Annotated in this window: 20 protein-coding genes and 1 tRNA gene; 10 read left to right on the top strand and 11 right to left on the bottom strand. The window is 68.2% G+C overall.

Going from position 1 to position 23,296, the window contains the following annotated elements; genetic code table 11:
• Positions 1-663: 663 nt before the first annotated feature.
• The 3 genes from G578_RS0109420 (at position 664) to G578_RS0109410 (ending at position 1,667) form a co-directional block, all read left to right on the top strand.
• Positions 664-873, top strand: coding sequence for a cold-shock protein (locus G578_RS0109420; RefSeq protein ID WP_028794019.1), 210 nt, complete (start codon positions 664-666; stop codon positions 871-873).
• A gap of 121 nt (positions 874-994) precedes the next feature.
• Complete coding sequence (locus G578_RS25595) at positions 995-1,183, top strand: hypothetical protein (protein ID WP_038013956.1); 189 nt, start codon at positions 995-997, stop codon at positions 1,181-1,183.
• Positions 1,184-1,439: 256 nt separating this feature from the next.
• A complete protein-coding gene (locus tag G578_RS0109410) occupies positions 1,440-1,667 on the top strand; it encodes a hypothetical protein (protein WP_028794018.1) in 228 nt (75 codons plus the stop codon).
• 77 nt (positions 1,668-1,744) lie between these two features.
• Here the strand turns inward: G578_RS0109410 and G578_RS0109405 are convergent, their stop codons facing one another.
• The 6 genes from G578_RS0109405 to G578_RS0109380 all read right to left on the bottom strand — a co-directional run bounded on the left by G578_RS0109405 (position 1,745) and on the right by G578_RS0109380 (position 6,396).
• Positions 1,745-2,122 (bottom strand): hypothetical protein, encoded by a 378-nt coding sequence (locus G578_RS0109405; protein WP_156907247.1) that lies wholly within the window; start codon positions 2,120-2,122, stop codon positions 1,745-1,747.
• A 431-nt stretch (positions 2,123-2,553) separates the two neighbouring features.
• Positions 2,554-2,630 (bottom strand) — tRNA-Met (locus tag G578_RS0109400).
• A complete protein-coding gene (gene mnmA, locus G578_RS28315) occupies positions 2,621-3,880 on the bottom strand; it encodes a tRNA 2-thiouridine(34) synthase MnmA (RefSeq protein ID WP_051244867.1) in 1,260 nt (419 codons plus the stop codon). The genes G578_RS0109400 and mnmA overlap by 10 nt, the downstream gene beginning before the upstream one ends.
• Positions 3,881-3,941: 61 nt before the next feature.
• The gene (gene tenA, locus G578_RS0109390) at positions 3,942-4,628 is read right to left on the bottom strand and encodes a thiaminase II (protein ID WP_028794016.1); all 687 of its coding nucleotides are present in this window, start codon (positions 4,626-4,628) and stop codon (positions 3,942-3,944) included.
• 64 nt (positions 4,629-4,692) lie between these two features.
• Positions 4,693-5,796 (bottom strand): cysteine desulfurase family protein, encoded by a 1,104-nt coding sequence (locus G578_RS0109385; protein ID WP_028794015.1) that lies wholly within the window; start codon positions 5,794-5,796, stop codon positions 4,693-4,695.
• A 138-nt stretch (positions 5,797-5,934) separates the two neighbouring features.
• Entirely contained in the window at positions 5,935-6,396 is a 462-nt protein-coding gene (locus tag G578_RS0109380) for an Rrf2 family transcriptional regulator (RefSeq protein WP_028794014.1), read from the bottom strand.
• Positions 6,397-6,758: 362 nt separating this feature from the next.
• On the opposite strand from G578_RS0109380, the gene G578_RS0109375 reads away from it, so the two are divergent.
• A complete protein-coding gene (locus G578_RS0109375; protein WP_028794013.1) occupies positions 6,759-7,418 on the top strand; it encodes an alpha/beta hydrolase in 660 nt (219 codons plus the stop codon).
• On the opposite strand, the gene G578_RS25585 is transcribed toward G578_RS0109375, so the two are convergent.
• Positions 7,373-8,494: an anhydro-N-acetylmuramic acid kinase gene (locus tag G578_RS25585; protein WP_038013952.1), complete on the bottom strand. Its 1,122-nt coding sequence runs from the start codon at positions 8,492-8,494 to the stop codon at positions 7,373-7,375. The genes G578_RS0109375 and G578_RS25585 overlap by 46 nt on opposite strands.
• A 121-nt stretch (positions 8,495-8,615) precedes the next feature.
• Between G578_RS25585 and tyrS the strand changes: the two genes are divergently transcribed.
• Positions 8,616-9,869, top strand: coding sequence for a tyrosine--tRNA ligase (gene tyrS / locus G578_RS0109365; protein ID WP_028794012.1), 1,254 nt, complete (start codon positions 8,616-8,618; stop codon positions 9,867-9,869).
• 21 nt (positions 9,870-9,890) lie between these two features.
• Here the strand turns inward: tyrS and G578_RS0109360 are convergent, their stop codons facing one another.
• The gene (locus G578_RS0109360; protein ID WP_156907246.1) at positions 9,891-13,037 is read right to left on the bottom strand and encodes a YhdP family protein; all 3,147 of its coding nucleotides are present in this window, start codon (positions 13,035-13,037) and stop codon (positions 9,891-9,893) included.
• Positions 13,038-13,172: 135 nt separating this feature from the next.
• Here G578_RS0109360 and G578_RS0109355 point away from each other — a divergent pair, with 135 nt between their 5' ends.
• On the top strand, positions 13,173-16,127 hold the full coding sequence (locus G578_RS0109355; RefSeq protein WP_038013950.1) for a bifunctional [glutamine synthetase] adenylyltransferase/[glutamine synthetase]-adenylyl-L-tyrosine phosphorylase: 2,955 nt from the start codon (positions 13,173-13,175) through the stop codon (positions 16,125-16,127).
• 37 nt (positions 16,128-16,164) lie between these two features.
• On the opposite strand, the gene G578_RS0109350 is transcribed toward G578_RS0109355, so the two are convergent.
• Positions 16,165-16,365, bottom strand: a complete 201-nt coding sequence (locus G578_RS0109350) for a hypothetical protein (protein ID WP_028794009.1) — start codon at positions 16,363-16,365, stop codon at positions 16,165-16,167.
• Positions 16,366-16,595: 230 nt separating this feature from the next.
• Here G578_RS0109350 and G578_RS0109345 point away from each other — a divergent pair, with 230 nt between their 5' ends.
• Positions 16,596-17,660: a TauD/TfdA family dioxygenase gene (locus tag G578_RS0109345; RefSeq protein WP_028794008.1), complete on the top strand. Its 1,065-nt coding sequence runs from the start codon at positions 16,596-16,598 to the stop codon at positions 17,658-17,660.
• A gap of 167 nt (positions 17,661-17,827) precedes the next feature.
• Here G578_RS0109345 and G578_RS0109340 read toward each other — a convergent pair whose 3' ends face one another.
• Positions 17,828-18,214, bottom strand: coding sequence for a DUF427 domain-containing protein (locus G578_RS0109340; RefSeq protein WP_051244449.1), 387 nt, complete (start codon positions 18,212-18,214; stop codon positions 17,828-17,830).
• 164 nt (positions 18,215-18,378) lie between these two features.
• Here G578_RS0109340 and G578_RS0109335 point away from each other — a divergent pair, with 164 nt between their 5' ends.
• Both G578_RS0109335 and G578_RS0109330 read left to right on the top strand, forming a co-directional pair.
• Complete coding sequence (locus G578_RS0109335; protein WP_028794006.1) at positions 18,379-19,302, top strand: dihydrodipicolinate synthase family protein; 924 nt, start codon at positions 18,379-18,381, stop codon at positions 19,300-19,302.
• On the top strand, positions 19,299-20,003 hold the full coding sequence (locus tag G578_RS0109330; protein ID WP_028794005.1) for an alpha/beta fold hydrolase: 705 nt from the start codon (positions 19,299-19,301) through the stop codon (positions 20,001-20,003). The genes G578_RS0109335 and G578_RS0109330 overlap by 4 nt, the downstream gene beginning before the upstream one ends.
• A 182-nt stretch (positions 20,004-20,185) precedes the next feature.
• Here G578_RS0109330 and bcp read toward each other — a convergent pair whose 3' ends face one another.
• Entirely contained in the window at positions 20,186-20,653 is a 468-nt protein-coding gene (gene bcp / locus G578_RS0109325) for a thioredoxin-dependent thiol peroxidase (protein WP_028794004.1), read from the bottom strand.
• Positions 20,654-20,788: 135 nt separating this feature from the next.
• On the opposite strand from bcp, the gene G578_RS0109320 reads away from it, so the two are divergent.
• Positions 20,789-23,260: a ligase-associated DNA damage response DEXH box helicase gene (locus G578_RS0109320; RefSeq protein WP_028794003.1), complete on the top strand. Its 2,472-nt coding sequence runs from the start codon at positions 20,789-20,791 to the stop codon at positions 23,258-23,260.
• The last annotated feature ends 36 nt before the right edge of the window (positions 23,261-23,296 follow it).

The raw sequence follows: 23,296 nt of genomic DNA, 5'->3' as shown, positions 1-23,296 counted from the left end.
ACCGGATGGTCGGATGAAACGACACGGAGACTGCCGCGTATTGGCCGCCGCGTATTGGCCGGCCGTATTGACTGGATGACGGGAAGCCGCGCCGACCCGGATGGGGATCGGCGCGGCGCCCATCGCATCCCGAGCCGGGCGCGGCATAGGCCGACACGTCAGCTCGGTGCGGGTTCTGCAGGCAAGATACAACCGACCACCGCAGCAAGGACGGCACAAATCGAAATACCGCCGAGAACGGAGGCGATCCATTCCGACTTGCTCGCGAGACCCCTTAAAATTCGAGCCCCGAATATTATTTTTAATTATTACTTATATTAGTATATTTTGTATCGGCGATTGTCAATTTTTAAACCGGTTTTCCATATTTATTTTTCTCCATTTTTTCATCCACTTGAATTTGCTGATGCTTTGTTAGAGAGCCAAGGCTCTGTCGACGCCGCGACGGCGGGGTGGTGCCGGATCTCCGGTCCGTCAAAGCGGCTCCAGTTGACTTTACCGTGCACCTATCCTATGTATGGGCTCGTGATTCATCGTTTGGTGCTGCCTGACATACCGGTACGCCGCTACGTTCTGCCTTCCCCGACAATGTGATCGCTACCCGTCCGCGCCGGCACGTGCCGTGACGCGTTGTTATGTAATGCCCTGTTGGAGGAAGCTTCCATGGCTAAAGGTACTGTTAAGTGGTTCAATTCGACCAAAGGTTTCGGCTTCATCGAGCCTGAGAACGGTGGCGCCGACGCCTTCGTTCACATCTCCGCCGTCGAGCGGGCCGGCCTGCAGACGCTGAACGAAGGCCAGAAGGTCTCGTTCGAGCTCGAGACCGGCCGCAACGGCAAGGCTGCCGCCGAGAACCTGTCGCTGATCAACTGATCACGCTGGGACCGCCCCCGATTTCGGTCGGGGGCGGTTTCCGACCCGCTCCCTATCGAACGCGCACTCGCGGAGCCACGCGTTGCCCGAAACGGGTACACGCCCATAAGACTGGAACCCGATGGCACGGCAACCCAACTACAACTTCGAACGCAAAGAACGCGAGCGCGTGAAGGCTGAGAAGAAAGCCAAACGCGCCGCCGCGAAGAAGGATTCCCGGCAGGACAGCGTCGGCGACGCCGACGTTCCGAACGAAAGCGACGACAACGGGTCCGACGCGCCCGGTTCTGGCGAGCCCGGTTCCAGCTAGAGCGCGATCGGTTCAGATCGAAACGATCTGTACCGTGAATCGCCCTCTAACTCGTTAAAGATGGCGCAAAATTCACACGAGCAGATGTTTCCATCTGATCGTGATTTGCTCTCGGACCGTTCAGACACGCCCCGTTGCGCCGATGTCGGTCGCCTACCGATACCGCTATTTCCGCCTCGATTCCACGATGCCTGTGGCCGCGCCGCGTCCATTCGCGTCACCTGACACCCACAGACAGCCGGAGAGAGGCAGCCCGATGGCGCGCACCAAGTCCCGGAAGGCCGCGGCCTTCACGACCTTCGCCGTCACCTACGAGGACGATTCGATCTCCTCGAACCGGCGCGTCGACAATGACCGTCTCGACCAGTCCTTCGGCGACTCCCTGCTCGACCTGGCGCGCATAGCGCTGGAGGAGCAGGATGCCGAGATCGCCCGGCGCTCCAACCGGCCTCGCCCGAAGATCAAGACCGTCAGCGTGACATAGCCGCCGGGACAATGTCGGGCACGGAACGCCGAGGCCGACTGCCCGCCGTCCGACGCACCCCTACCCGCAAGCCGATCCTATTCGGTGTCTCTGTCGCCAAGGCCCTTGAAGAATTCGTCCGAGAGGCTCTGATTGATGTCGGCTCGGTCCTGTCGCGACGGCACCGGCTCCGGTTCCGCGGGCGTGCTGGCCTGGCCCGGGCTCTCCGGCGTGCCCCGACGCTTGGCGGTCGCCGCGGAAGCGCCGGAGGTATGTTTCCCCGCATCCGTCATCGCGGCTTCGCCGATCACCCCCCGGTCCTTCGCCGCCGCGCCGAATTCCTGAAGCTCGATCAGCAGTTCAAGCAGATCCGCTCGGGTTTCCGTGCTGGAGATCGCCTTGCGCGCCTGGCGTGCCATGCCGACGAACGTCGTGGGTTTGATCTGGTATCGGAGCAGGAGCTCGCGGAGATCCATCTGGATCTCGAACAGACGCGCCAGGAGAACGTCGTCGTCGAGATCCGCGGCCGACTGGAGTTGGCCGGCATGCTGCTTCGGTCTGTCGATCATGAGTCCCATATGGCGATCACTTGGCGACTGTGCGCCGACTGACGGCAACTGTTACAGGATTGTTCTCGCACCCGATACCTGCTGCGCGTCTCGCACCGGCGGTCGGCGACGGAAATGGACCACCGACTGGCGACCCCCGATCCCGGTCGGCGGGTCGATGGCAGGCCCCCGCCCCCAAGCGCATTCGGCGGCAAAGCAATGCGCTCCGACAGCGGTTTGGAACGCCGCGTCGGGCACGGAACACGCAGCGTCAAAGACACCGTCACACGAGCGAACGAGCGCGGTACGCCCTTTACGCGGCACAACGTTTCGCAACGCATCGAAATGGTAGGGGAAGTTGGTAGCGGAGGAGGGACTTGAACCCCCGACACGTGGATTATGATTCCACTGCTCTAACCAGCTGAGCTACTCCGCCACGGAGACCGGCGATATACGGGGGGGCATCGCCGGTGTCAAGCGCGGGGACGTTGTGTTTTTTCCGGCGTCGCCCGTTCGGTCTCCCGTCCCCAGGATCCAGCCGCCGCCGAGCACGCGGGTACCGGCCTCCGGGTCGTAGAAAACCGCGGCCTGGCCGGCGGAAATACCGAACTGCGGGTCGTCGAGGACCAGCCGGGCCGCCGCGCCGTCCCGATACAGCGTACCGGTCGCCGGGGCCTGGGCCGAACGCAGCTTCGCCGCCACGCGGATGCCGTCGCCGCCGCTGCCCCCCGCCGGAGTCGCATCGCCGAGCCAGTTGAGCCGGCCGACGCGCACCTCGTAGGCCCCCAGCGCCTCGCGGGGGCCTACGACGACACGGCGGGTCTCCGGCTCCAGGCGGATCACGTAGAGCGGATCGGTGTCCGGCGCGCCGTCCTCGCCCTTGCGTCCGCCGATGCCGAGGCCGCGGCGCTGGCCGATGGTGTAGTGCACGATGCCGTCATGCCGTCCCATCACCGTGCCGTCCATGTGCACGATCTCGCCGGGATCGGCCGCGCCAGGGCGCAGCTTCTTGACGATCTCGGCGTAGTTGCCGTTGGGCACGAAACAGATGTCCTGGCTGTCCGGCTTGTCCTGGACCTCCAGGCCGAGACGCCGCGCCTGGTCGCGGGTCTGCTCCTTGGTAAGCCCGCCCAGCGGGAAGCGCAGGAAATCGAGCTGCTCGGCCGTGGTGGCGAACAGGAAATAGCTCTGGTCCTTGCCCGGATCGACCGCCCGGTGCAGCTCCGGGCCGGCCTCCCCGACCACCCGGCGCACATAGTGTCCGGTCGCCAGCGCGTCGGCGCCCAGATCGCGGGCCGTCGCCAGCAGGTCGCGGAACTTGACGGTCTGATTGCAGCGCACGCACGGGATCGGCGTCTCGCCGCGCAGATAGCTGTCGGCGAAATCGTCGATCACGCTCTCGCGGAACCGGCTTTCGTAGTCGAGGACGTAATGCGGGATGCCAGCCCGCTCGGCGACCACGCTGGCGTCGTAGATGTCTTGGCCGGCGCAGCAGGCGCCCTTGCGGCCGACGGCGCTGCCATGGTCGTAGAGCTGCAGGGTGATGCCGACCACATCGTAGCCGGCTTCCTTCAGCAGGGCCGCCGTCACCGAGCTGTCGACGCCGCCGGACATGGCGACGACGACGCGCCGCGCGCTGCGCGGGCCGGGCAGGCCGAGATCCAGATCGGGGAAAGCGTCGCTCATGGGGCAGAGATATGCAGGCGAGCGGCCCGAATCGCAAGCCCGGCGGCCGCTCGGGCGGCCGTCAGACCGCGTTCAGTCCCATCTGCCAGAAATCGACCTCCAGCTCGGTGGCGGCGGTGAAGGTCCGGGCCAGCGACGCGAACCGGGCGGCGGCGCCCCGCTTTTCCGCCAGCCGGTCGATGTGGGCGACCGAGGCGCGGACAATGTCCAGATAGTCCTCGCCGGAATACATGGCGATCCAGGCCTCGTAGGGATTGGACTCTCCGCGCAGTGTCGCCGGATCGGCCGCCAGCCGGGCGCCGATCACGCCGTAGCCGACCACGCAGGGCGCCAGCGCGGCCTGCAGGTCGAGCAGGTCTCCCGCCATGCCCCGGTCCAGCACGTAGCGGGTATAGGCCACGCAGGCCGGATCCTCGGGGATGGCGGCCATCTCCGCCTCGGTCAGCCCCCAGCCGGCGCAGTACTGGACATGCAGGCTCATCTCGGTGTCCAGCAGGCCGTTGACCGTGGCCGCCGCCGCCCGCATGTCGGCCAGGTCGTCCGCCTTGTACACCGCCAGGGCGTAGGCCCGGGCGAAGTGGATGAGGAAGAGATAATCCTGGGCGAGATAATGACGGAACGCCGCCTCGGGCAGGGTGCCGTCGGCCATGCCGCGCACGAAGGGGTGGTCGGTGTAGCGCGACCAGGCATCGGGGCAGGCGTCGATCAGGCGGCCAAGGAAGCTGCCGGCGGGCACGATCTCGGTCATCGGGCGGGTCTTTCGTCAGGTGTCATCGGGCGTCGGGTGTCATCGGACGTCGGGTGGTCGGGTGTCAGCGGACCGCGGGAGACAGACGGTCGCGCATCGCCCCCCAGGCATGCAAGAAGCGATCGGCATCCTCGTCCGTGCTGGCCCAGCCGAGGCTGACGCGGATCGCCTGGCCGGCGATCGGATCGTCCGGGAACATGGCATCCAGGACGTGGGAGCGCTTCACCTTGCCGGAGGAACAGGCCGAGCCGGCACTGACGGCGACGCCGGCGAGGTCGAGGGCCATGACCTGGGTCTCCGCCGCGACACCGGGCAGCGCAAGCGAAAGCGTGTTGCACAGCCGCTCGGCCGCCCCAGCCATGATGCGGGCCTCCGACGCGCGCGCGCGTGCGCCCTGCACGATCCGGTCGCGCAGGGCACGGAGGCGCGTCGCCTCGGCGTCCCGTTCCTCGGCGGCGGCTGCAGCGGCCACGGCGAAGCCGGCGATGCCGACATCGTTCTCGGTGCCCGAGCGCCGGCCCCGCTCCTGACCGCCCCCGGCGATCATCGGGGTCACCGCGAGCCCCTCGCGGATCAGCAGGGCACCCACGCCCGGCGGGCCGCCGATCTTATGGGCCGACAGGGCGATGGAATCGGCCTCGGCCAGATCCGCCGGGTCGAGCCGCCCCGCCCCCTGGACGGCATCCACATGCAGCAGCCAGCCCGCGGCATGGGCAAGCCGCGCGATCTCGGCGACCGGCTGTACCGCCCCGGTCTCGTTGTTGGCCCACATGACACAGAGCAGGCCGGACTGCGTGTCCTCGAGCATGTCCTGAAGGGCGTGGAGATCGACGATTCCGTCACCGGTGACCGGCACGCGGGCGGCCGACGGCGCGGCGGCGAGCACGGCGTCATGCTCGATGGCGGAGACCAGGATCGTCTCGCGCCCGAGCCCGCGGACCGCCAGGGCATCGGCTTCCGTCCCGCCGGAGGTGAAGATGACGTCGACGTCTTCGCGGCCGACCAGGGCGGCAACGGCGCGCCGCGCGGCCTCGATGCGGTGACGGGCGGCCCGGCCCATGGCATGGACCGAGGACGGGTTGCCGTGGCAGCGCGCCGCCTCCGTCATCGCCTCGATCACCGGCGGCCGGATCGGCGCGGTGGCATTGTAATCGAGATAGGTCGTCATCTCGCCATCGCTGTTCAGCGGCAAGCGAGAGGCTTAAGCGTCCCGGCCGGCGCGGTCAACGCAGGCCGTAAGCGCTGGACGGTCGGTTCGGCCGGTCGGGATCGGGTCAGCCGGCGACCCGAACGACCGGCGTCCGCCTCAATCCGCCGCGGCCTGAGCCTTGGGATCTTTCGTCGTGGTGGCGCCGGGCACCCGACCGGCCAGCACGTCCTCGACGGTGACCCGGTTCAGGAACCACAGCATCTGCTTGCCAAGCTGTTCCCACAGATCGTGGGTCTGGCAGGTGGCGCCTTTGCCGGAACAGCAATGGGGCGCGCCCGGGGTGCAACTGCCCCGTGGCGTATCGATGTCGACGGCCTGGACGATCTCGGCGATCCGCATGTCGCCCAGGGACTTGCCCGGGAGATACCCGCCGCCGGGGCCGCGCACGCTGCTGACCAGACCGGCGCGACGCAGGCGCGCAAAGAGTTGCTCCAGATAAGACAGGGAAATGTCCTGGCGCAGGGCGATTTCGGCGAGCGAGATGGGCCGGCCCTGGGCACTGGACGCCAAATCACACATCGCCATCACGGCGTACCGGCTCTTCGTGCTGAGTTTCACGATCAGACCTCTCCACTTGGCAACCGCAAATACTCGCGGTTGTCACCCCAAGATTGATATTGGCGAGAGGAGGTCCCGTTCCTGTCGCCTTACCGAGCCGAGAAAAAACTAATTTGGTTAGTACGGGTATTCAAGGATAAATCAGACATGCTGGACGATTTCACAATGATATCGTGCGAAATCGCAAAGATCCCTCGTCGCGTCACCGCACTCGTTCGAAGCGGATAGCAATGGCCCGGGCTTGATCCGGAGCGGGGGCGATCCGATCTCGGCTTGAGGCGAGACGCAGCAGCGCATTAGACAAGCAGCGCTGGCCGCGCTATTTGGTCTGGTTCAATGCCGATCCGGAGGACTCCACCAGAATGCCCGAGGTCATGATCAACGGCCCCGAAGGCCGCATCGAAGCGCGTTACCTACACGCCCAGGACCCCGGCGCGCCGATCGCCCTGATGCTGCACCCCCATCCGCAGCACGGCGGCACCATGAACAACAAGGTGGTGTACTCGCTGTATCAGACGTTCGTCGCCCGCGGCTTCTCGACCCTGCGGTTCAACTTCCGCGGCGTCGGGCGCTCCCAGGGCGTCTATTCCGGCGGCGAGGGCGAGTTGTCCGACGCCGCCTCCGCCCTGGACTGGGTGCAGACCTACAACCCCAACGCCCGGTTCTGCTGGATCGCCGGCTTCTCCTTCGGCGCCTGGATCGGCATGCAGCTGCTGATGCGCCGCCCGGAGATCAGCGGCTTCGTGTCCATCGCCCCGCCGGCCAACCTGTTCGACTTCACCTTCCTCGCCCCCTGCCCGGCTTCCGGGCTGGTGATCAACGGCGACAAGGACGAGATCGTCCCGGCCGATTCCGTGAAGAAGCTGGTCGACAAGCTGTCGACCCAGAAGGGCATCACGATCACCCACAACGTGATCAAGGGCGCCAACCACTTCTTCGGCCCGCAGATCGACGATCTGAGCCGGATGGTCGGCGGCTATCTCGACGCCAACGTCCCGGCGGCCGAGACCGAAGAGAAATAGCGTTTGCCGCCGGTCCGGGGTTCGGCCACGCCGGTCGTCCCCGGGAAGGTGATGTCGAGCCCCAGGATCGAGCGGACGGCGAGATAGGCGAAGGCCTGCGCCTCCAGCGCGTCGCCGTCCCAGCCCAGAGCGTCGGCATCGACGACCTCGCCCTGCACCGCCTCGGCGATCGCCGCCATCAGCGCCGGATTGTGCCGGCCGCCGCCGGTGGCGATCCAGCGGATCGGCGGTGCCGGAAACCAGCGGGCCGAGCCGGCGATGGTCTCCGCACTGAACGCCACCAGCGTGGCCGCGCCATCCTCCGGCGACAGCCCGTCGACCGCCTCTGCGACCCGTTCATGGAAGGCATCGCGGTCCAGGGATTTCGGCGGCTTTCGGTCGAAATACGGATCCGCCAGCATTCGGGCCAGCCGAGCCTGATCCACCGTTCCCGCCTTGGCCAGTGCGCCGTCGGCGTCATACATCCGCCCAACCATGCGCCAGCACCAGTCGTCGATCGGTGCGTTGCCGGGCCCGGTGTCGAAGCCGAGCAGGTCTGCCTCGCCGGGGCCGAGCCAGGTGACGTTGGCCACCCCGCCCATGTTCAGCACGACGACCGGCCGCCCCTCCGGCCCCGCCAGAGCGCGGTGGAACACCGGGGCGACCGGGGCACCCTGCCCGCCGGCGGCCATGTCGGCCAGCCGCAGGTCGCCGACCACGTCGATACCGAGATGATCGGCCAGCCGCTGGCTCAGCCCGATCTGCCGGGTGCGGCCGACCTCCGGCTCGTGCAGGACGGTATGGCCGTGGAAGCCGACGATATCGACCTGATCCGCCGACAGACCGGCCCGCTCCATCAGGACCCGGACGGCATCGCGGTGCAGGTCGGTGATCTCCACCTCGACCGCATCCATGTCGCCGGTCCCGGCGATTGCAGCGCGCAGCCGGGCGCGGAAGGCGTCGTCATAGGGGATGGTCAGCGCCGGCCCCTGCTCCACCCGGTCGCGCCCGTCGGTGACTAGGACCGCGGCATCGACGCCGTCCATGGAGGTGCCGCTCATCAGGCCGATGGCGGTGTAGGTGTCATTCGTGTCCATGGCGGCAGTTTTGGGTGAGTCGGGGCGAGATGTCACCCGGCCCGTGCCCACACCCTTCATCCCTCCCCCCCGCTGTGCTACATCGCCTCGCCCGCAACCCACGCAATCGGCGGATCCAGCCATGTCGACGCCCAAATCGGATTTCCTGAACGCGCTCATCGAGCGCGGCTTCTTCCACCAGTGCACCGACCTGGAAGCGCTGGACCGCGATCTGACCGAGGGCATGGTCACCGCCTATATCGGCTTCGACTGCACCGCCGACAGCCTGCATGTGGGGTCGCTGCTGCAGATCATGATGCTGCGCTGGCTGCAGAAGACCGGCCAAAAGCCGATCGTGCTGATGGGCGGCGGCACCTCCAAGGTCGGCGATCCGTCGTTCAAGGACGAGGCGCGCAAGCTGCTGAGCGAAGAGGACATCGCCCGCAACAAGGCCGGCATCCAGACCATCTTCGACAAGTACCTGAGCTTCGGCGACGGCCCCACCGACGCGGTGATGGTCGACAACGCCGACTGGCTCGACAAGCTCGAGTACATCAAGTTCCTGCGCGACTACGGCGCCCATTTCTCCGTGAACCGGATGCTCAGCTTCGACTCGGTCAAGCTGCGGCTGGACCGCGAGCAGTCGCTGAGCTTCCTCGAGTTCAACTACATGATCCTGCAGGCTTACGATTTCCTGGAGCTGCGCCGGCGCTACGGCTGCCTGCTGCAGATGGGCGGCTCGGACCAGTGGGGCAACATCGTCAACGGTGTGGAGCTGACCCGCCGGGTCGACCAGCAGACGATCTACGGCCTGACCTCACCGCTGATCACCACCGCGTCGGGCGCGAAGATGGGCAAGACCGCCCAGGGAGCCATCTGGCTGAACGCCGACCGGCTCAGCGTCTATGATTTCTGGCAGTACTGGCGCAACACCGAGGACGGCGATGTCGGCCGGTTCCTGAAGCTGTTCACCGAGCTGCCGCTGGACGAGATCGCCCGGCTGGAGGCGCTGGGCGGGGCCGAGATCAACGAGGCCAAGAAGATCCTGGCCACCGAGATCACCAAACTGTGCCACGGCGCCGAGGCGGCCGAGACGGCGGCGCAGACCGCCCAGCAGACTTTCGAGGCCGGCGCGGCCAGCGAGGGACTGCCGACGGTGGAAATCGCCCGCGGCGAGATCGAGGCCGGTCTCGCCATGGTGGACGCGCTGGTCCAGGCCGGGCTGGCGGCGTCGAAGGGCGAGGCCCGGCGGCTGATCCGCGGCGGCGGTGCCCGGGTGAACGACGCGGCGGTGTCCGACGAGGCGGCCACGATCGGCGGCGACGCGCTCAGCGATGACGGTGTGATCAAGCTCTCCGCCGGCAAGAAGCGCCACGCCCTGCTGCGGGCCGTCTGACCGACAGTCGACGGTCCGAGCCTACCGGGTTCGGCTCTCGTCCACCTCGGTGCCGGGCGGCGGCGTCCAGGTGGCCGGGCCGTCGGACGGATGCCTGGCCGAGTCGAGGATGTCGCGCAGGAAGCCCGGCGCCAGCGCCGTGAGCGGATTGACCCTGATCTCCGGGTTCTCGAGCGAGCCGGAGACGGCGAAGGAGGTCGCCAGCAACCCCTCGCCCTCGCCGCCGGTCAGCAGTTCGCCGATCACCGGCACCACGTCGATCAGCCGGGACAGGGAATAGGCCGGCGCGATCAGGCCCTCGACGTCGACCACCTCGGACTTGCGCCCCAGGGTGCCGTTGATCTTCAACCCGAGGCCGGGCCCGTAGGCGACGCCGTTGTCGATGCGGATGGTCTCCCGCGTCAGGGCGATATGGGCCGTCGCCCGGGCGAACCGGATACCGTCGCCGGACAGGGTGTCGAACAGGCCGGTGAAGGACGCGACCGACAGCAGCTGGGCGAAGACCGGGGCGTCCGCGATGCGGAAGTCGTCGATCCGCACGGCCAGATCCATGGCGTCGTCGAGTCCGTCGCCGATCAGTTCCCCGTCCACCCGCAGCCGACCGCCCTGGATGGAGTCGGCGATGCCGAAGGCCCGCAGGAAACTGCCCGCGTTGTTGGTGGCGACGGTGACGAGACGGCGGTTCTGGGCCGGCTGAACCATCAGGCGCATCGGCTCGCCGTTCAGAGTGCCGGTCACGCTGAGGTCCTCGATCCGCGCTCCGGTCTGACGCACCGCGAGGGTGCCGGATGTCAGGCTGATATCTTCCAGCAGGTGCAGCTCGTTTGCGACGAAACGCGCCTCCACCTTCCGGGCGTCGCCCGACGGCCCGCCCGTGCCGCCCTCCTCTTCGGCGTCGAGAAGGGGCACGAGGTCGATGACCGGTCCCTCCATGGCGATCCGCAGGCTCCCATCCGCTTCGCTCTCGACCCGGCCGGCGGCTTCCGTGCGGCCCAGGCGGAAGGTGGAGAGCGAGGTGATCGACCCGCCACCGACGGGGAAATCCACCGCCCCGGCGGCGTAGAGGGTTCCGGCGCGAAACTCGAAGCCGGGGATGGCCAGCACGTCCTCGTTGCTGCGGGTCACCTCAAGCCGGGCGACCCCGGCGGTATTGGCCGGCTTGGACCAGGCGAGATCGGGCACCGTCACCGAGGTTGCCTGCAGATCGCCTTCGATGACCGCCGTCAGATTGCCGGAGACGTCCGTGGTCACCGACGCCACCAGCGCCACCGGGCCGGCCGCGTAGGCACTGAGATCGAGACCGAAGGTGGCGAATCTCGAGACATCGGCGGTCGCCGTCAGGTTCGAGCGGGACTGGAACGGCCCGTCCGGTCGGAACCGCTCCTCATGGGTCAGCTGCACCGGCACGCCGCCGAGCTGCGCGTTGCCGGAGAGCGACATGCCGGCGGCGGTGAGATCGAGCTCCAGATCCCCGTCGGTCAGCGGCTCGCCCCGCAGGACGTCGGGTATCACCGCCTTCTTCAGGTTGGCGGAGACGGTGATGCCGATATCCTCCACATCCAGGGTCCGCAGCAGCGGGATCTCCAGCTTGAGCCGGGCGCCGAACGTACCGGCGGTCTTCTTCGCCTCCAGGCCGATCTCGCTGGGATAGCCGAGCGGCTTGCGGTCGATCAGCTCCAGCGCCTCGCGTGCCGGCCCCCGCACCATGACCTCGACATGCGCCGTCTCGCCGGTGTCCTGGTCCAGATTGACCAGGGCGATGTCCGACGGTTGAACCTGGAGATTGCCGAGATGCCCGCCCTGCACGGTGATTTGCATGCTCGTCGCGTCGAAGGTGGCGGTGCCGTGGGTATCCAGAACCGGCGGCAACGGCCGAAAGTAGTGGGTTTCCACACCTTCGAAGTCGATCGAACCGGTCAGGGTGTCCAGTTCGTGGATGCTCGGATCGGTGCTGTCGACCCAGCCCTCGGCCCGCAAGGTGGCACTGGTGACCTGGCCCTCCAGGAGGTTTTCAGTCACCCATTCGCGGGCTCCGTCGGAGATGTCGGCCGGCCAGAAGTCGCCGATCGAGTTGACGGCGAAGTTGGTCACCGCCGCATCGACGATCAGCGCATAGCCGGCACGGTCGCGGCTCGCCCGCGCCTTCAGTGCCAGCAGCGCCTTCTCGATCTCCAGCGAGCCGTCCATGGAGATCCATTCCGCGTCCGGCGCCACGTTCACCGTGAGGCTGCCGCCGGCGACCGTCAGCGGCTCGGGATTGACCTCGGGAACGCGCACCCGACCGGCACCGAGCGTGAGCCTGGCCTTGCCCCCCAGCCCACTGCCGTCCAGGGCCGAGTCCAGCTCCACCGTGCCGGACAGCGGCAGATCGAGGCCGGACAGCCGGCCGAGCCGGGGCTCCAGCGCCGCCACCGCCGCCGGCTGCAAGGCCTCGAAGCGGATCTCCGCGCTCACACGGTCGGTCTCCGGCCGGTAGTCGCCGGACAGGGAAATCGGCGTCGGCTCCGCGTCGGGCCATTCCGCTCGGCCGCTCATGCGGAAGCTCATCCCGCTGGAGACCAGTTCGATCCCGCCGGACACGTTTGTCAGGGTCTGGGTCCGGGCGCGTGCGTCGTCGACCAGCCGGACCCGGGCGCCGCGCACCTCCGCAGCCCGCAGGTACCGAAGCGTCCCGGCCCCCGACCGATCGTCCAGCATGGCACGCAGCACCGCTCCCAGATCGACCGGATCGCGCGCCTCGCCGGTATCCGGGTCGTTCGGCGTCAGCGTCCAGTTGCCGTCCGCCCCCTTGACCACGGTCACGGTCGGGTTGAGCAGGTCGATCCGCTTGGGCGCGAGGCGGCCCGCCAGCAGCGCTTCCGGGCTCAGGGCCACGGAGATGGCACCGATCCGCGCCCGCACCGCCCCGTCTCGGCCGAGCACGACCACATCCTCGGCCACCACATCGAAGGCCCGGTCCCAGGTGCTCACCTGCAGACTGGCGCTGCCGATGCGGGTCGTGATGCCGGACGCGGGGTCGCTCAACGCCTCCGACAGGTGCGGGCGCGCCCAGTCGATCTCGATCGGGCCCTCGGACAGCCGCCAGGCGAACGCACCGATCCCTACGACCGCCACGATCACCAGGGCGATGAGTACTTCCAGGAAAAGGACCGTCGTGCGTCTTATCAAAAGCCGGCCGTCCGGATCGCGTGAACCAATGAATTTCCTATCATGAACGCTGGAACTGTTCGACCGGGCGACTTGACCGCAGGCGCGTGATCTCCGCACTCTCACGATGTTTCCATGATTTGACCAGAGTCCGGTGTGTCGTATTCCCTCATTCCTCGGATCGTCCCGATCGCCATTGATTCCGAGGCCGCCGGCATCGGGCTCGAGCGCTGCCACGAACGGCTTGCCGACCTGACCGACAGCGCCGAGGCCGACAGGGCCGCGGGCATGCTGGACGATGCCGGCTGCCGATCCCTGATCGAGGGGATCGCCGTCCATTCCCCCTATCTGACCCGCGAGATCGTCCGCGAGCTCGCCTTCACCGGCGCGATCTTCGCCGACGGGGTCGACGCGGCGATGGCGCGGATCTGGAGCGACCTGGACGCCGTCGACCCGCGCGGCGATACCGCGCAGATCATGAAGTCCCTGCGGGTGGCCAAGCGCCGCGCCGCCCTGACCATCGCGCTGGCCGACATCGCCGGGCTGTGGAACCTGATCGAGGTGACCGGCGCGATCTCCGAGGTCGCGGAACGCACCCTGGCCGTCTCCTGGCGCCACGCCCTCGCCGAGGCGATCCGGCGCAAGAAGCTGCCGCTCATCGACGAGGGAGATCTGATCGAGGGCTCCGGTCTGGTCTGTCTCGCCATGGGCAAGCTCGGCGCGCGGGAGCTGAATTACTCCAGCGACATCGACCTGATCGTGCTGTTCGACGACACGCTGCCGGTCTATGCCGACCACTGGGAGCTGCGCCACGCCTTCGTGCAGGCGACCCAGACCATGGTCAAGCTGATGGAGGAGCGCACCGCCGACGGCTACGTGTTCCGCACCGACCTGCGCCTGCGCCCCGATCCGTCCTCCACGCCCCCGGCGATCTCACTGACGGCGGCGGAGACCTATTACGAGAGCATGGGCCAGAACTGGGAGCGCGCCGCCATGATAAAGGCGCGGGCCGTAGCCTCGGACGGGCCGTCGGCCGCGGACTTCGCGTCGGCCATGACGCCGTTCATCTGGCGCCGCCATCTCGATTTCGCGGCGATCCAGGACGTGCATTCGATCAAGCGGCAGATCGCCGTCCATCGCAAGGCGGCGGTGGTGAAGGCGGAAGGGCAGAACGTGAAGCTCGGCCGCGGCGGCATTCGGGAGATCGAGTTTTTCGCCCAGACCCAGCAGCTGATCTGGGGCGGCCGCGACGCCCGGCTACGGGTGCGCGGCACCGAGGACGCGCTGAAGGCCCTGGTCGAGGCAGGCCGGGTCCGCGAGGAGGTCGCCAGCGACCTGAAGCTGTCCTACCGCTTCCTGCGCAAGGTCGAGCACCGCCTGCAGATGATCGAGGACAAGCAGACCCAGGAACTGCCGCAGGATCCCGCCGCCCTGGACCGGTTTGCCGCCTTTCTCGGCTACGAGAACCCCAAGGGGTTCCGCGGCGACCTCGCCCACCATCTCCACACCGTGGCCTATCATTACGGCCGCCTGTTCGAGGAGGCCCCGGCCTTGTCCGTTCCGACCCGCGAGGCGGGCAGCCTCGTCTTCACCGGGAGCGAGGACGACCCCGATACCCTGAAGACCCTGAAACAGCTCGGCTTCACCGATCCCTCGGCGGTGGCCGAGACGGTGCGCGGCTGGCACCGTGGCCGCACCCGGGCCACCCGCAGCGAACGGGCGCGACAGATCCTGACCGAAATCACCCCTTCCCTGCTGGAGGCCGTCGGCCGCATGCCGCAGCCGGATCAGGCGTTCCGCCGGCTCGACCGGTTCCTCGACGCCCTGCCGTCCGGCGTGCAGATCTTCAGCCTGTTCCACGCCAACCCGAACCTGATCCAGGTGGTCGCCGAGATCCTGGGCATGGCGCCGTCGCTCGCCGGCCAGCTCGGCCGCGAGCCCGCCCTGTTCGAGGGCATCCTGACCCATGACGTGCTGCAGCCGCTGCCCGATGCGGCGACGATGACCAAGGAGCTGGTGCGGCACCTGGAGGCGACCGACGATTACGAGCTGGCGCTGGACGTCACCCGCCGCTGGACCGGCGACCGGCGGTTCCAGGTCGGCGTGCAGATCATCCGTTCGCACCTGGACGCCGACCGGGCCGGCACGACCTATTCCGATGTCGCCGACGCGACCATCAACGCGCTTCTGCCCTGGGTGGAAAAGGATTTCGCCCGCCGCCACGGCCGGCTGCCCGATGTCGAGACGCCGGCCCTGGCCGTGATCGCACTCGGCAAGTACGGCGGGCGGGAGTTGAGCTACGGCTCGGACCTCGATCTGGTGTTTCTGTACGACGCCCCGCTGGATACCGAGTCGGACGGCGACAAGCCGCTCTACACCTCGGCCTACATGATCCGCCTCGGCCAGCGGTTGATCTCCGCACTGAGCGCCAAGACGGCGGAAGGCGCGCTGTACGAGGTCGACATGCGGCTGCGCCCGACCGGGAACAAGGGCCCGGTCGCCATCAGCATGGAGGCCTTCCAGAAATATCACGACGAGGATGCCTGGACCTGGGAGCGCATGGCCCTGACTCGCGCCCGGGTCGTCGCCGCGCCCGAGGGCTTCAAGGGCCGGATCGAGGACTGCATCCGCCACATCCTCACCCAGAAGCGCGACCCGAAGACGCTGGCCGGCGAGGTCGCCGACATGCGCGAGCGCACCGCCAAGGAGCACAAGGCCGACAGTCCCTGGACCGTGAAGCACTGGCGCGGCGGGCTGCTGGACCTGGAGTTCATCGCCCAGTTCCTGCAGCTACGGCATGCCCACGAGCATCCCAACGTGCTCGACGGCAATACCGCCAACGCCTTCCTCAAGCTGGGCGCGGCCGGGATCCTGCCCGAGGACGAGGCCGCCTTCCTGTCGAACTCCGTGCATATCTGGCGCAACATCCAGGGCCTGCTGCGCCTGACCGTCGGCAACGAGTTCGACCCTGAGACCGCGCCGGAAGCGCTGAAGGCCCGGCTCGCCAAGACCAGCCGGGCGATCGATTTCAACACCCTGGAACGGGTGATCGAGAAGATGAGCGCGGTGGTGATGCGGACCTACGACCGCTACGTGGTATCGCGCCGCTGACCCTTACCGCGCCGGGCCCGACCGCACCGCGGCCGGATCAGTCGCCGTTATGGGTGCGCTTGGCCGCGAGGTTCTTGCGTTCCAGCAGGGTCGCGTAATCCTCGGGCTCGGCCGGGTCGGCCGACGCCTTCTTGGAGCCGCCCGGAAACAGCCCGGAGATCCCCCAGGAGGCAAGACCGGCGGCAAGAACGGCCGCGACCAGGAACACGACGGCCAAGGTGATTTGCAGACTGGACACGCGGACTCCTGGGATGACGGTTCCGGACGGACTTGCGCGACCGGCGGGGGCATTTTCTGAATCTCCAGCTTCAGTATCCCGCAAGACGATTAAGAAAAGATTTTCCCATACCGCGACGATCGTCCCCTCCCACGGCGACCGGCAGGCGGCACCGTCATTCGACCGCAGAACCTGCGGTGACCTGGGCGCCGATTGCTCCTAAAGTTCGCCGATATTCGAAGGAGGACATCATGCAGGCTGAACCGATCAAAGGCCGGTGCGTATGGACCGGCCCCGAACTGGAAGCCACCGGCGACTGGCTGCGGACCTGGCCGCAGGACGCGTTTCCCGCCATCGACGCCGCCCTGGCCCGGGCCAAGGCGAGCGGCAAAGGACTGACCGAGGTAACCGCCGGCGACTTCCCGTTGCCGGGACTGAAGGGTTTCTTCGCCGACGTGCTCGACGAGTTGGAGGACGGGCGCGGTGCGGTGCGCATCACCGGCTTCCCGGTCGAGCGTTACGAGGAGGACGAGCTGCGGCTGATCTTCTGGGGCATCGGCCAGCATCTGGGCACGCCGGTGAACCAGACGGCGTTCGGCGAGATTCTGGGTGAGGTGCGCGACGAGTCGCATGACGACGGGCGCGTCACCCAGCAGCTCGCCGAGCACCGCACCGGCTCCGACAAGGTGCTCGCCTCGCGCGCCCGGGCCCGTTCCACCGGCCCGCTGCGCTTCCACACCGATCGCTGCGACGTGATCACCCTGTTCTGCATCGCCAACGGCATCGACGGCGGGGTGAGCAAGCTCGCCAGCATCCCGCATATCCACAACACGATCCTGGCCCGCCGTCCGGATCTGCACGCGCTGCTGATGCAGGACTACTGGCGCTCGCGCCCGGCCGACGAGGATGGCGAGACCGAGGACAACGTCTTCGCCCTGCCGGTCTTCGGCGTGCGCGACGGCAAGATCACCAGCCAGTATTCCCGCACCTATGTGGAGCAGGCCCAGGAGACCCCGTCGGTGCCGCGCCTGACCGAGGCCCAGAACGAGGCCTTGGACATGCTGGCCGAGGTGGCGGAGGAGAGCTGCCTGCACTCGGCCTTCGCGCCGGGCGATATCCAGCTCCTGAACAACCACGTGGTCTATCACGGCCGCACGGCCTATGCGGACGACCGGACCTCGGGCCAGGTGCGCTGCCTGCTGCGGCTCTGGCTCAGCGTGGCCAACAGCCGGGCGCTGCCGGAGGGTTTCGACGTGCTCTGGGGCTCGACCCGGCCGGGCGCGCTGCGCGGCGGGGTGGGTCAGGCGGCTGGGTAGGCCCGCGACCGCCCCGTCCCCCTCCCGTCTTCCCGGCCTCGCCCCGGGATCCAGGAAAGGAGCCGCCGGAACGCCGGAAACCTCGCCCGAACGCTCCGGCAAGCGTCACCCTCGGTCCCGGCGCGGGGCCGGGAAGGCGACCTAAGGGAGACGGGAACGGGGCGCGGTCACGCCTCCCGCACCTCCACCTTGTCGCCGTAGAACGCCACGTGCTTGGCCAGGGCGGCGCATTCGTCATAGGGCAGGTCGTAGGACCAGGCCGCGTTCTCCGCCTTCGTTCCGCCGGCGCCGATCGACCAGTAGCTCGCCGTGCCCTTGTACGGGCAGTAGGTCGAGCGCGAGGTCGGCGTAAAGGCGTCGGCCCGGGTGTCGACCATCGGCACATAGTAGACCGGGTCGTGCCCGGTCTCCTCGCACAGCAGCGCGGCGGTGCTGTCGGCCACGGTCTCGCCGCCCAGGATCACCATCACCCGCTTGTCCGCCGGGGTCAGGCGCACCTGATGCTCGGGCTTCTTCACGAACCCCGGGGCGGGGTTGGTTCCGGCGTCGGGCATGGGTTCCTCCTCAACTGATCCCAGCAAGGTTGGCCATCGGAAGCCCTCCGGCAAGGGCCAAGCGCCGCCATTGCCAGCACAGGCCGGCCCCGTGCATCCTGCATCGCAAGGCGCCCGCCGCAGGCGAAGAGCGCCGCCCGCAAGGAAAATGCAGGAGGAGACCCATGGCCGACCCGCAAGGACAGGGCCCGTTCCGCGGCATCTATCCCATGCTCTATGCCCTGTTCGCCGCCGACGGTTCGCTCGACCGGGGCGCCAACGACGCCCAGGTGGAGGCCTGCATCGCCGGCGGCGTCCATGGGCTCGCGGTCGGCGGTCTCGCCAGCGAGTGCAACAAGCTCACGGAGGAGGAACGGCGGGACCACGCGCGCTGGACCCTGGAGGCGGCGGCAAAGGTGGCTTCCGGCCGGGTGCCGGTCAGCGTCACCGTCTCCGACAACACGGTCGGCGGCCAGATCGAGAGCGTCAAACGCGCCGCCGAGGCCGGGGCCGCCTGGGCGGTGCTGCAGCCGCCGCCGGTGAAATCGGCGAGCGAGGAGGAGCTGATCCGCTTCTTCGGCGCGGTCGCCGACGCCTCGCCGATCCCGATCGGCATCCAGAACGCGCCGGAGTATATCGGCATCGGCCTGTCCAATGCCGGGCTGATCGAACTGAACCGCCGACACCCTACAATCTCCATCCTCAAGGCCGAGGGCACCGGCCTGTATATCGGCCGGCTGGCGGAGGAGTCCGGCGGCGCCTTCACCCTGTTCAACGGCCGCAACGGCATCGAGCTGCTGGACAGCCTGCGCCACGGCTGCGCCGGGCTGATCCCCGGGGTGGAGGCCTGCGACGTGGAGAGCCGGATCTACGATCTCCACATGGCCGGCCGCGCCGACGATGCCGACCGGGCGTTCCGCGAGATTCTGCCGCTGCTGCATTTCCTGATGCATACGATCGACCATCTGCTGTGCTACGGAAAGCGCCTGGCCGCGCGGCGCATCGGGCTCTCCGAGGTGCATGACCGCGGCCCGGCCCAGGCCCCGCACCCGGTGGGGATGGCCATTCTGGATCACTGGTCCCGCGACCTCGGGAGGCTTGGACAATGACCACCTTCGTTCTCGTTCACGGCGCATGGCATGGCGGCTGGTGCTGGGTCCGCGTCGCCGAGCGGCTGCGCGCCGCCGGCCACACGGTGTTCACGCCGACGCTGACCGGCCTCGCCGACCGCTCCCACCTGATGAGCCCGACGCTCAGCCTGATGACCCACATCAAGGACGTGGTCGGGCTGCTGGAGTGGGAGGAGCTATCCGACGTGGTGCTGGTCGGCCATTCCTATGGCGGGGTGGTGATCACCGGCGCCGCCGACCGGGCCGTCGGCCGGGTGAAGTCCCTGATCTATCTCGACGCCCTGGTGCCGGCCCACGGCCAGAACGCGATGGACGTCCGCCGCCCCGAGCAGGTCGAGGCCGCCTATGCCGCCGCCAAGGCCAAGGGCAACGGCTGGCGCATCCCGCCGACCACGGCCGCGACCTTCATGGTGAACGAGGCGGACCAGGCCTGGGTCGACAGCAAGTGCACCGACCTGCCGCTCGCCTGCTTCACCGAGCCGCTCTACCTGTCCGGCGCGATCGACGCGATCACGACCCGGGTCTACATCCGCGCGGCGGGATATCCGGCGCCGCAGTTCGACGCGACGCTGGAGGCGTTCCGCGACGACGACTACGACACCTATGCGGTCGATTGCGGCCACGACGTCATGGTCGACGCGCCGGAGGAACTGACCGAGATTCTTGTTAAATATGCGTAACGCCGGGAGCCCTTTGGCGTAACGTTTTCGTATCTAAATCTCCGCTCGTCATCCCGGCCGGTCCAGGACTTGATCCGGGGACGGGCCGGGACCGAGAGACGGTGAGATGCTGGGTCCCGGGCCACCACCGGATCAAGTCCGGTGCTGCCCGGGATGACGGGTGAAAGCGATGAAATGAGCGGCTAGAGGTCCTTCGCCGCCGCCAGCACCTCGTCCACATGGCCCGGCACCTTGACCTTGCGCCAGATGCCGCGGATCACGCCGTCGCCGTCGATCAGGAAGGTCGCGCGCTCGATCCCCATGGATTTCCGGCCGTACATGGACTTCTCGACCCAGACCCCATAGGCCTCGGTGACCGCCCCGGTCTCGTCGGCGCCCAGGGTGAAGGGTAGGTCGTACTTGGCCTTGAACTTGTCGTGCTTGGCCACCGTGTCGCGGCTGACGCCGATGATCTCGACCCCGCCGGCACCGGAGAAGTCGGGCAGCGCATCGCGGAAGCCGCAGGCCTCCTTGGTGCAGCCCGGCGTGTCGTCGCGCGGGTAGAAATAAAGCACCACCGGCTTGCCCTTCAGCTTGGCCAGCGACACCTCGCCGCCGCCATCGGTGGGCATGGTGAAGTCCGGGGCCTTGTCGCCGACTTCGAGGCTCATGATCGGGTCTCCTGCTGGTTAAGCGGTCACAGATGTCGGTCGGTGGGGGCATCGTGTCAATTGTCGTGAGGTCGGCCCCGGCGGAGGCGCTATCCCTGTTTGCCCCCACGTCACCCCGCCCCACATACTCCTGCCATGAACCACACCCCACCCCTGCCAACCCTGCCGCCCGCCTTCCAGGCGTGGTTCGCGGCCAAGGGATGGGCGCCCCATCCGCATCAGCTTGAGATGCTCGCAGCCGCCCGGGCCGGGCGGTCGGCGTTGCTGATCGCGCCGACCGGCGGCGGCAAGACGCTGGCGGGGTTTCTCGCCTCGCTGGTCGAGCTGGCGGAGGATCCGCGGGCGGGGCTGCACACGCTGTACATCTCGCCGCTGAAGGCGCTGGCGGTCGATATCCACCGCAACCTCACCGCCCCGATCGAGGAGATGGGCCTCGCCGTCACCGCGGAGACCCGCACCGGCGACACCCCCGCCTCCAAACGCCAGCGCCAGCGCCGCAAGCCGCCGCATATCCTGCTCACCACGCCGGAGAGCCTCGCCCTGCTGCTGTCCTATCCGGATGCGGGGGAGATCTTCGCCGGCCTGCGCTGCGTCGTGGTGGACGAGCTGCACGCGCTGGCCGGCACCAAGCGGGGCGAGCTGCTGGCCCTGGCCCTGGCCCGGCTCGGCACGCTGGCGCCCGAGGCCCGGCGGGTCGGGCTGTCGGCGACCGTCGCCCATCCGGCAGCATTGGAGGCGTATCTGTCGAAGACCGGCCGCGCCCCCGCTGAGGACGTCACCGTCGTGCGCGGCGGCGAAGCGGCTCAAGCCGAGGTCAAAATCCTGCTGCCGGGCGGCGAAAAGGACGAGGACCGCCTGCCCTGGTCCGGCCATATGGGGCTCTACGCCATCGACCGGATCTACGCCGCGATCCAGGCGCACAGGACCACCCTGGTCTTCGTGAACACCCGCGCCCAGGCGGAGCTGATCTTCCAGGCCCTGTGGCATGCCAACGAGGATCACCTGCCCATCGCCCTACACCACGGCAGCCTGGCCGCCGAGCAGCGGCGCAAGGTGGAGGCGGTTATGGCCAAAGGAGGCCTGCGCGCCGTGGTCGCCACCTCCTCGCTGGATCTCGGCATCGACTGGGCCGCGGTCGACCTGGTGCTGCAGGTGGGCGCCCCCAAGGGCACCTCGCGGCTGCTGCAGCGGATCGGCCGGGCCAACCACCGGCTGGACGAGCCCTCGCGCGCCCTGCTGGTCCCCGCCAACCGGTTCGAGGTGCTGGAATGCAAGGCCGCGCTCGACGCCATGCGGGCGGGCGAGTTGGACGGCGATCCGCCGCGTCCGGGCGGGCTCGACGTGCTGGCCCAGCACGTGCTCGGCACCGCCTGCGCGGCCCCGTTCGATCCGGCCGACCTCTATGCCGAGGTGATCACCGCCGCGCCTTACGCCGATCTCGACCGCGAGAGTTTCGATGCGGTGGTGGAGTTCGTGCGCACCGGCGGCTACGCGCTGAAGGTCTATGACCGGTTCCAGCGCATCCGCCCGAACGCCGACGGACGGCTGGAGGTGGCGGACAAGCGGGTCGCCCAGTCCTACCGCATGAACGTGGGCACCATCGTCGAGGCGGTGACCGTCAAGGTGCGGATGGGGCGCGGCCGCATCCTGGGGGAGATCGAGGAGTATTTCGTCCAGTGGCTTCGGCCGGGCGACACCTTCCTGTTCGCCGGCCGGCTGCTGACCTTCCAGGCGATGCGCGAGAACTTTGTCGACTGCACCCCCGGCGGCGAGGGCGAGCCCGCCGTGCCGGCCTATATGGGCGGCAAGCTGCCGCTGACCACGCAGCTCGCCCACCGGGTGCGGGGCATGCTGGAGGACAGCGCGTCCTGGCCGACCCTGCCGGGACCGGTAGAGGAATGGCTGGAACTGCAACGCTGGCGCTCGGTCCTGCCCAAGGCCGACAGCCTGCTGGTGGAGACCTTCCCGCGAGCCGACCGGGAGTACCTGGTCGCCTATACCTTCGCCGGGCGCAACGCCCACCAGACCCTGGGCATGCTGCTGACAAGGCGGATGGAGCGCATGGGGCTGGGGCCGCTCGGATTCGTCGCCACCGACTATGTCATCGCGGTGTGGTCGGTGAAGGCCTGCGAGGACGTGGACGCGCTGTTCGACCAGGACATGCTGGGCGACGACCTGGAGGAATGGATGGCGGAATCCTCCCTGCTGAAGCGCACCTTCCGCAACGTCGCGGTCATCGCCGGACTGATCGAGCGCAAGCTGCCGGGGCACGAGAAGACCGGGCGTCAGGTGACGTTCAATGCCGACCTGATTTACGATGTCCTGCGCAAGCACCAGCCGGATCACATCCTGCTGCAGGCGACCCGGGAGGATGCGGCGCGCGGGCTGACCGACATCCGTCGGCTGTCCGACCTGCTGGTCGGCGTGCAGGGCAAGATCGTCCACCGCCGGCTCGACCGGGTGTCGCCGCTGGCGGTGCCGATCCTGCTGGAGGTCGGCAAGGAACAGGTCGCCGGGGGGGCGATCGAGGCGCTGATGGACGACCTCGCGGAGACCCTCATCGAGGAGGCGATCGGCGGCGACATGCAGGGGAGCCTGCAGATCTAGAGCAAATCACGATCTGATGGAAACATCTGCTCGTGT

The organism is Thalassobaculum salexigens DSM 19539, from assembly GCF_000423805.1.
Classification (GTDB): domain Bacteria; phylum Pseudomonadota; class Alphaproteobacteria; order Thalassobaculales; family Thalassobaculaceae; genus Thalassobaculum; species Thalassobaculum litoreum.
Note: the sequence above shows the minus strand (reverse complement) of the source record. Positions and strands in the feature narration are given on the sequence as shown.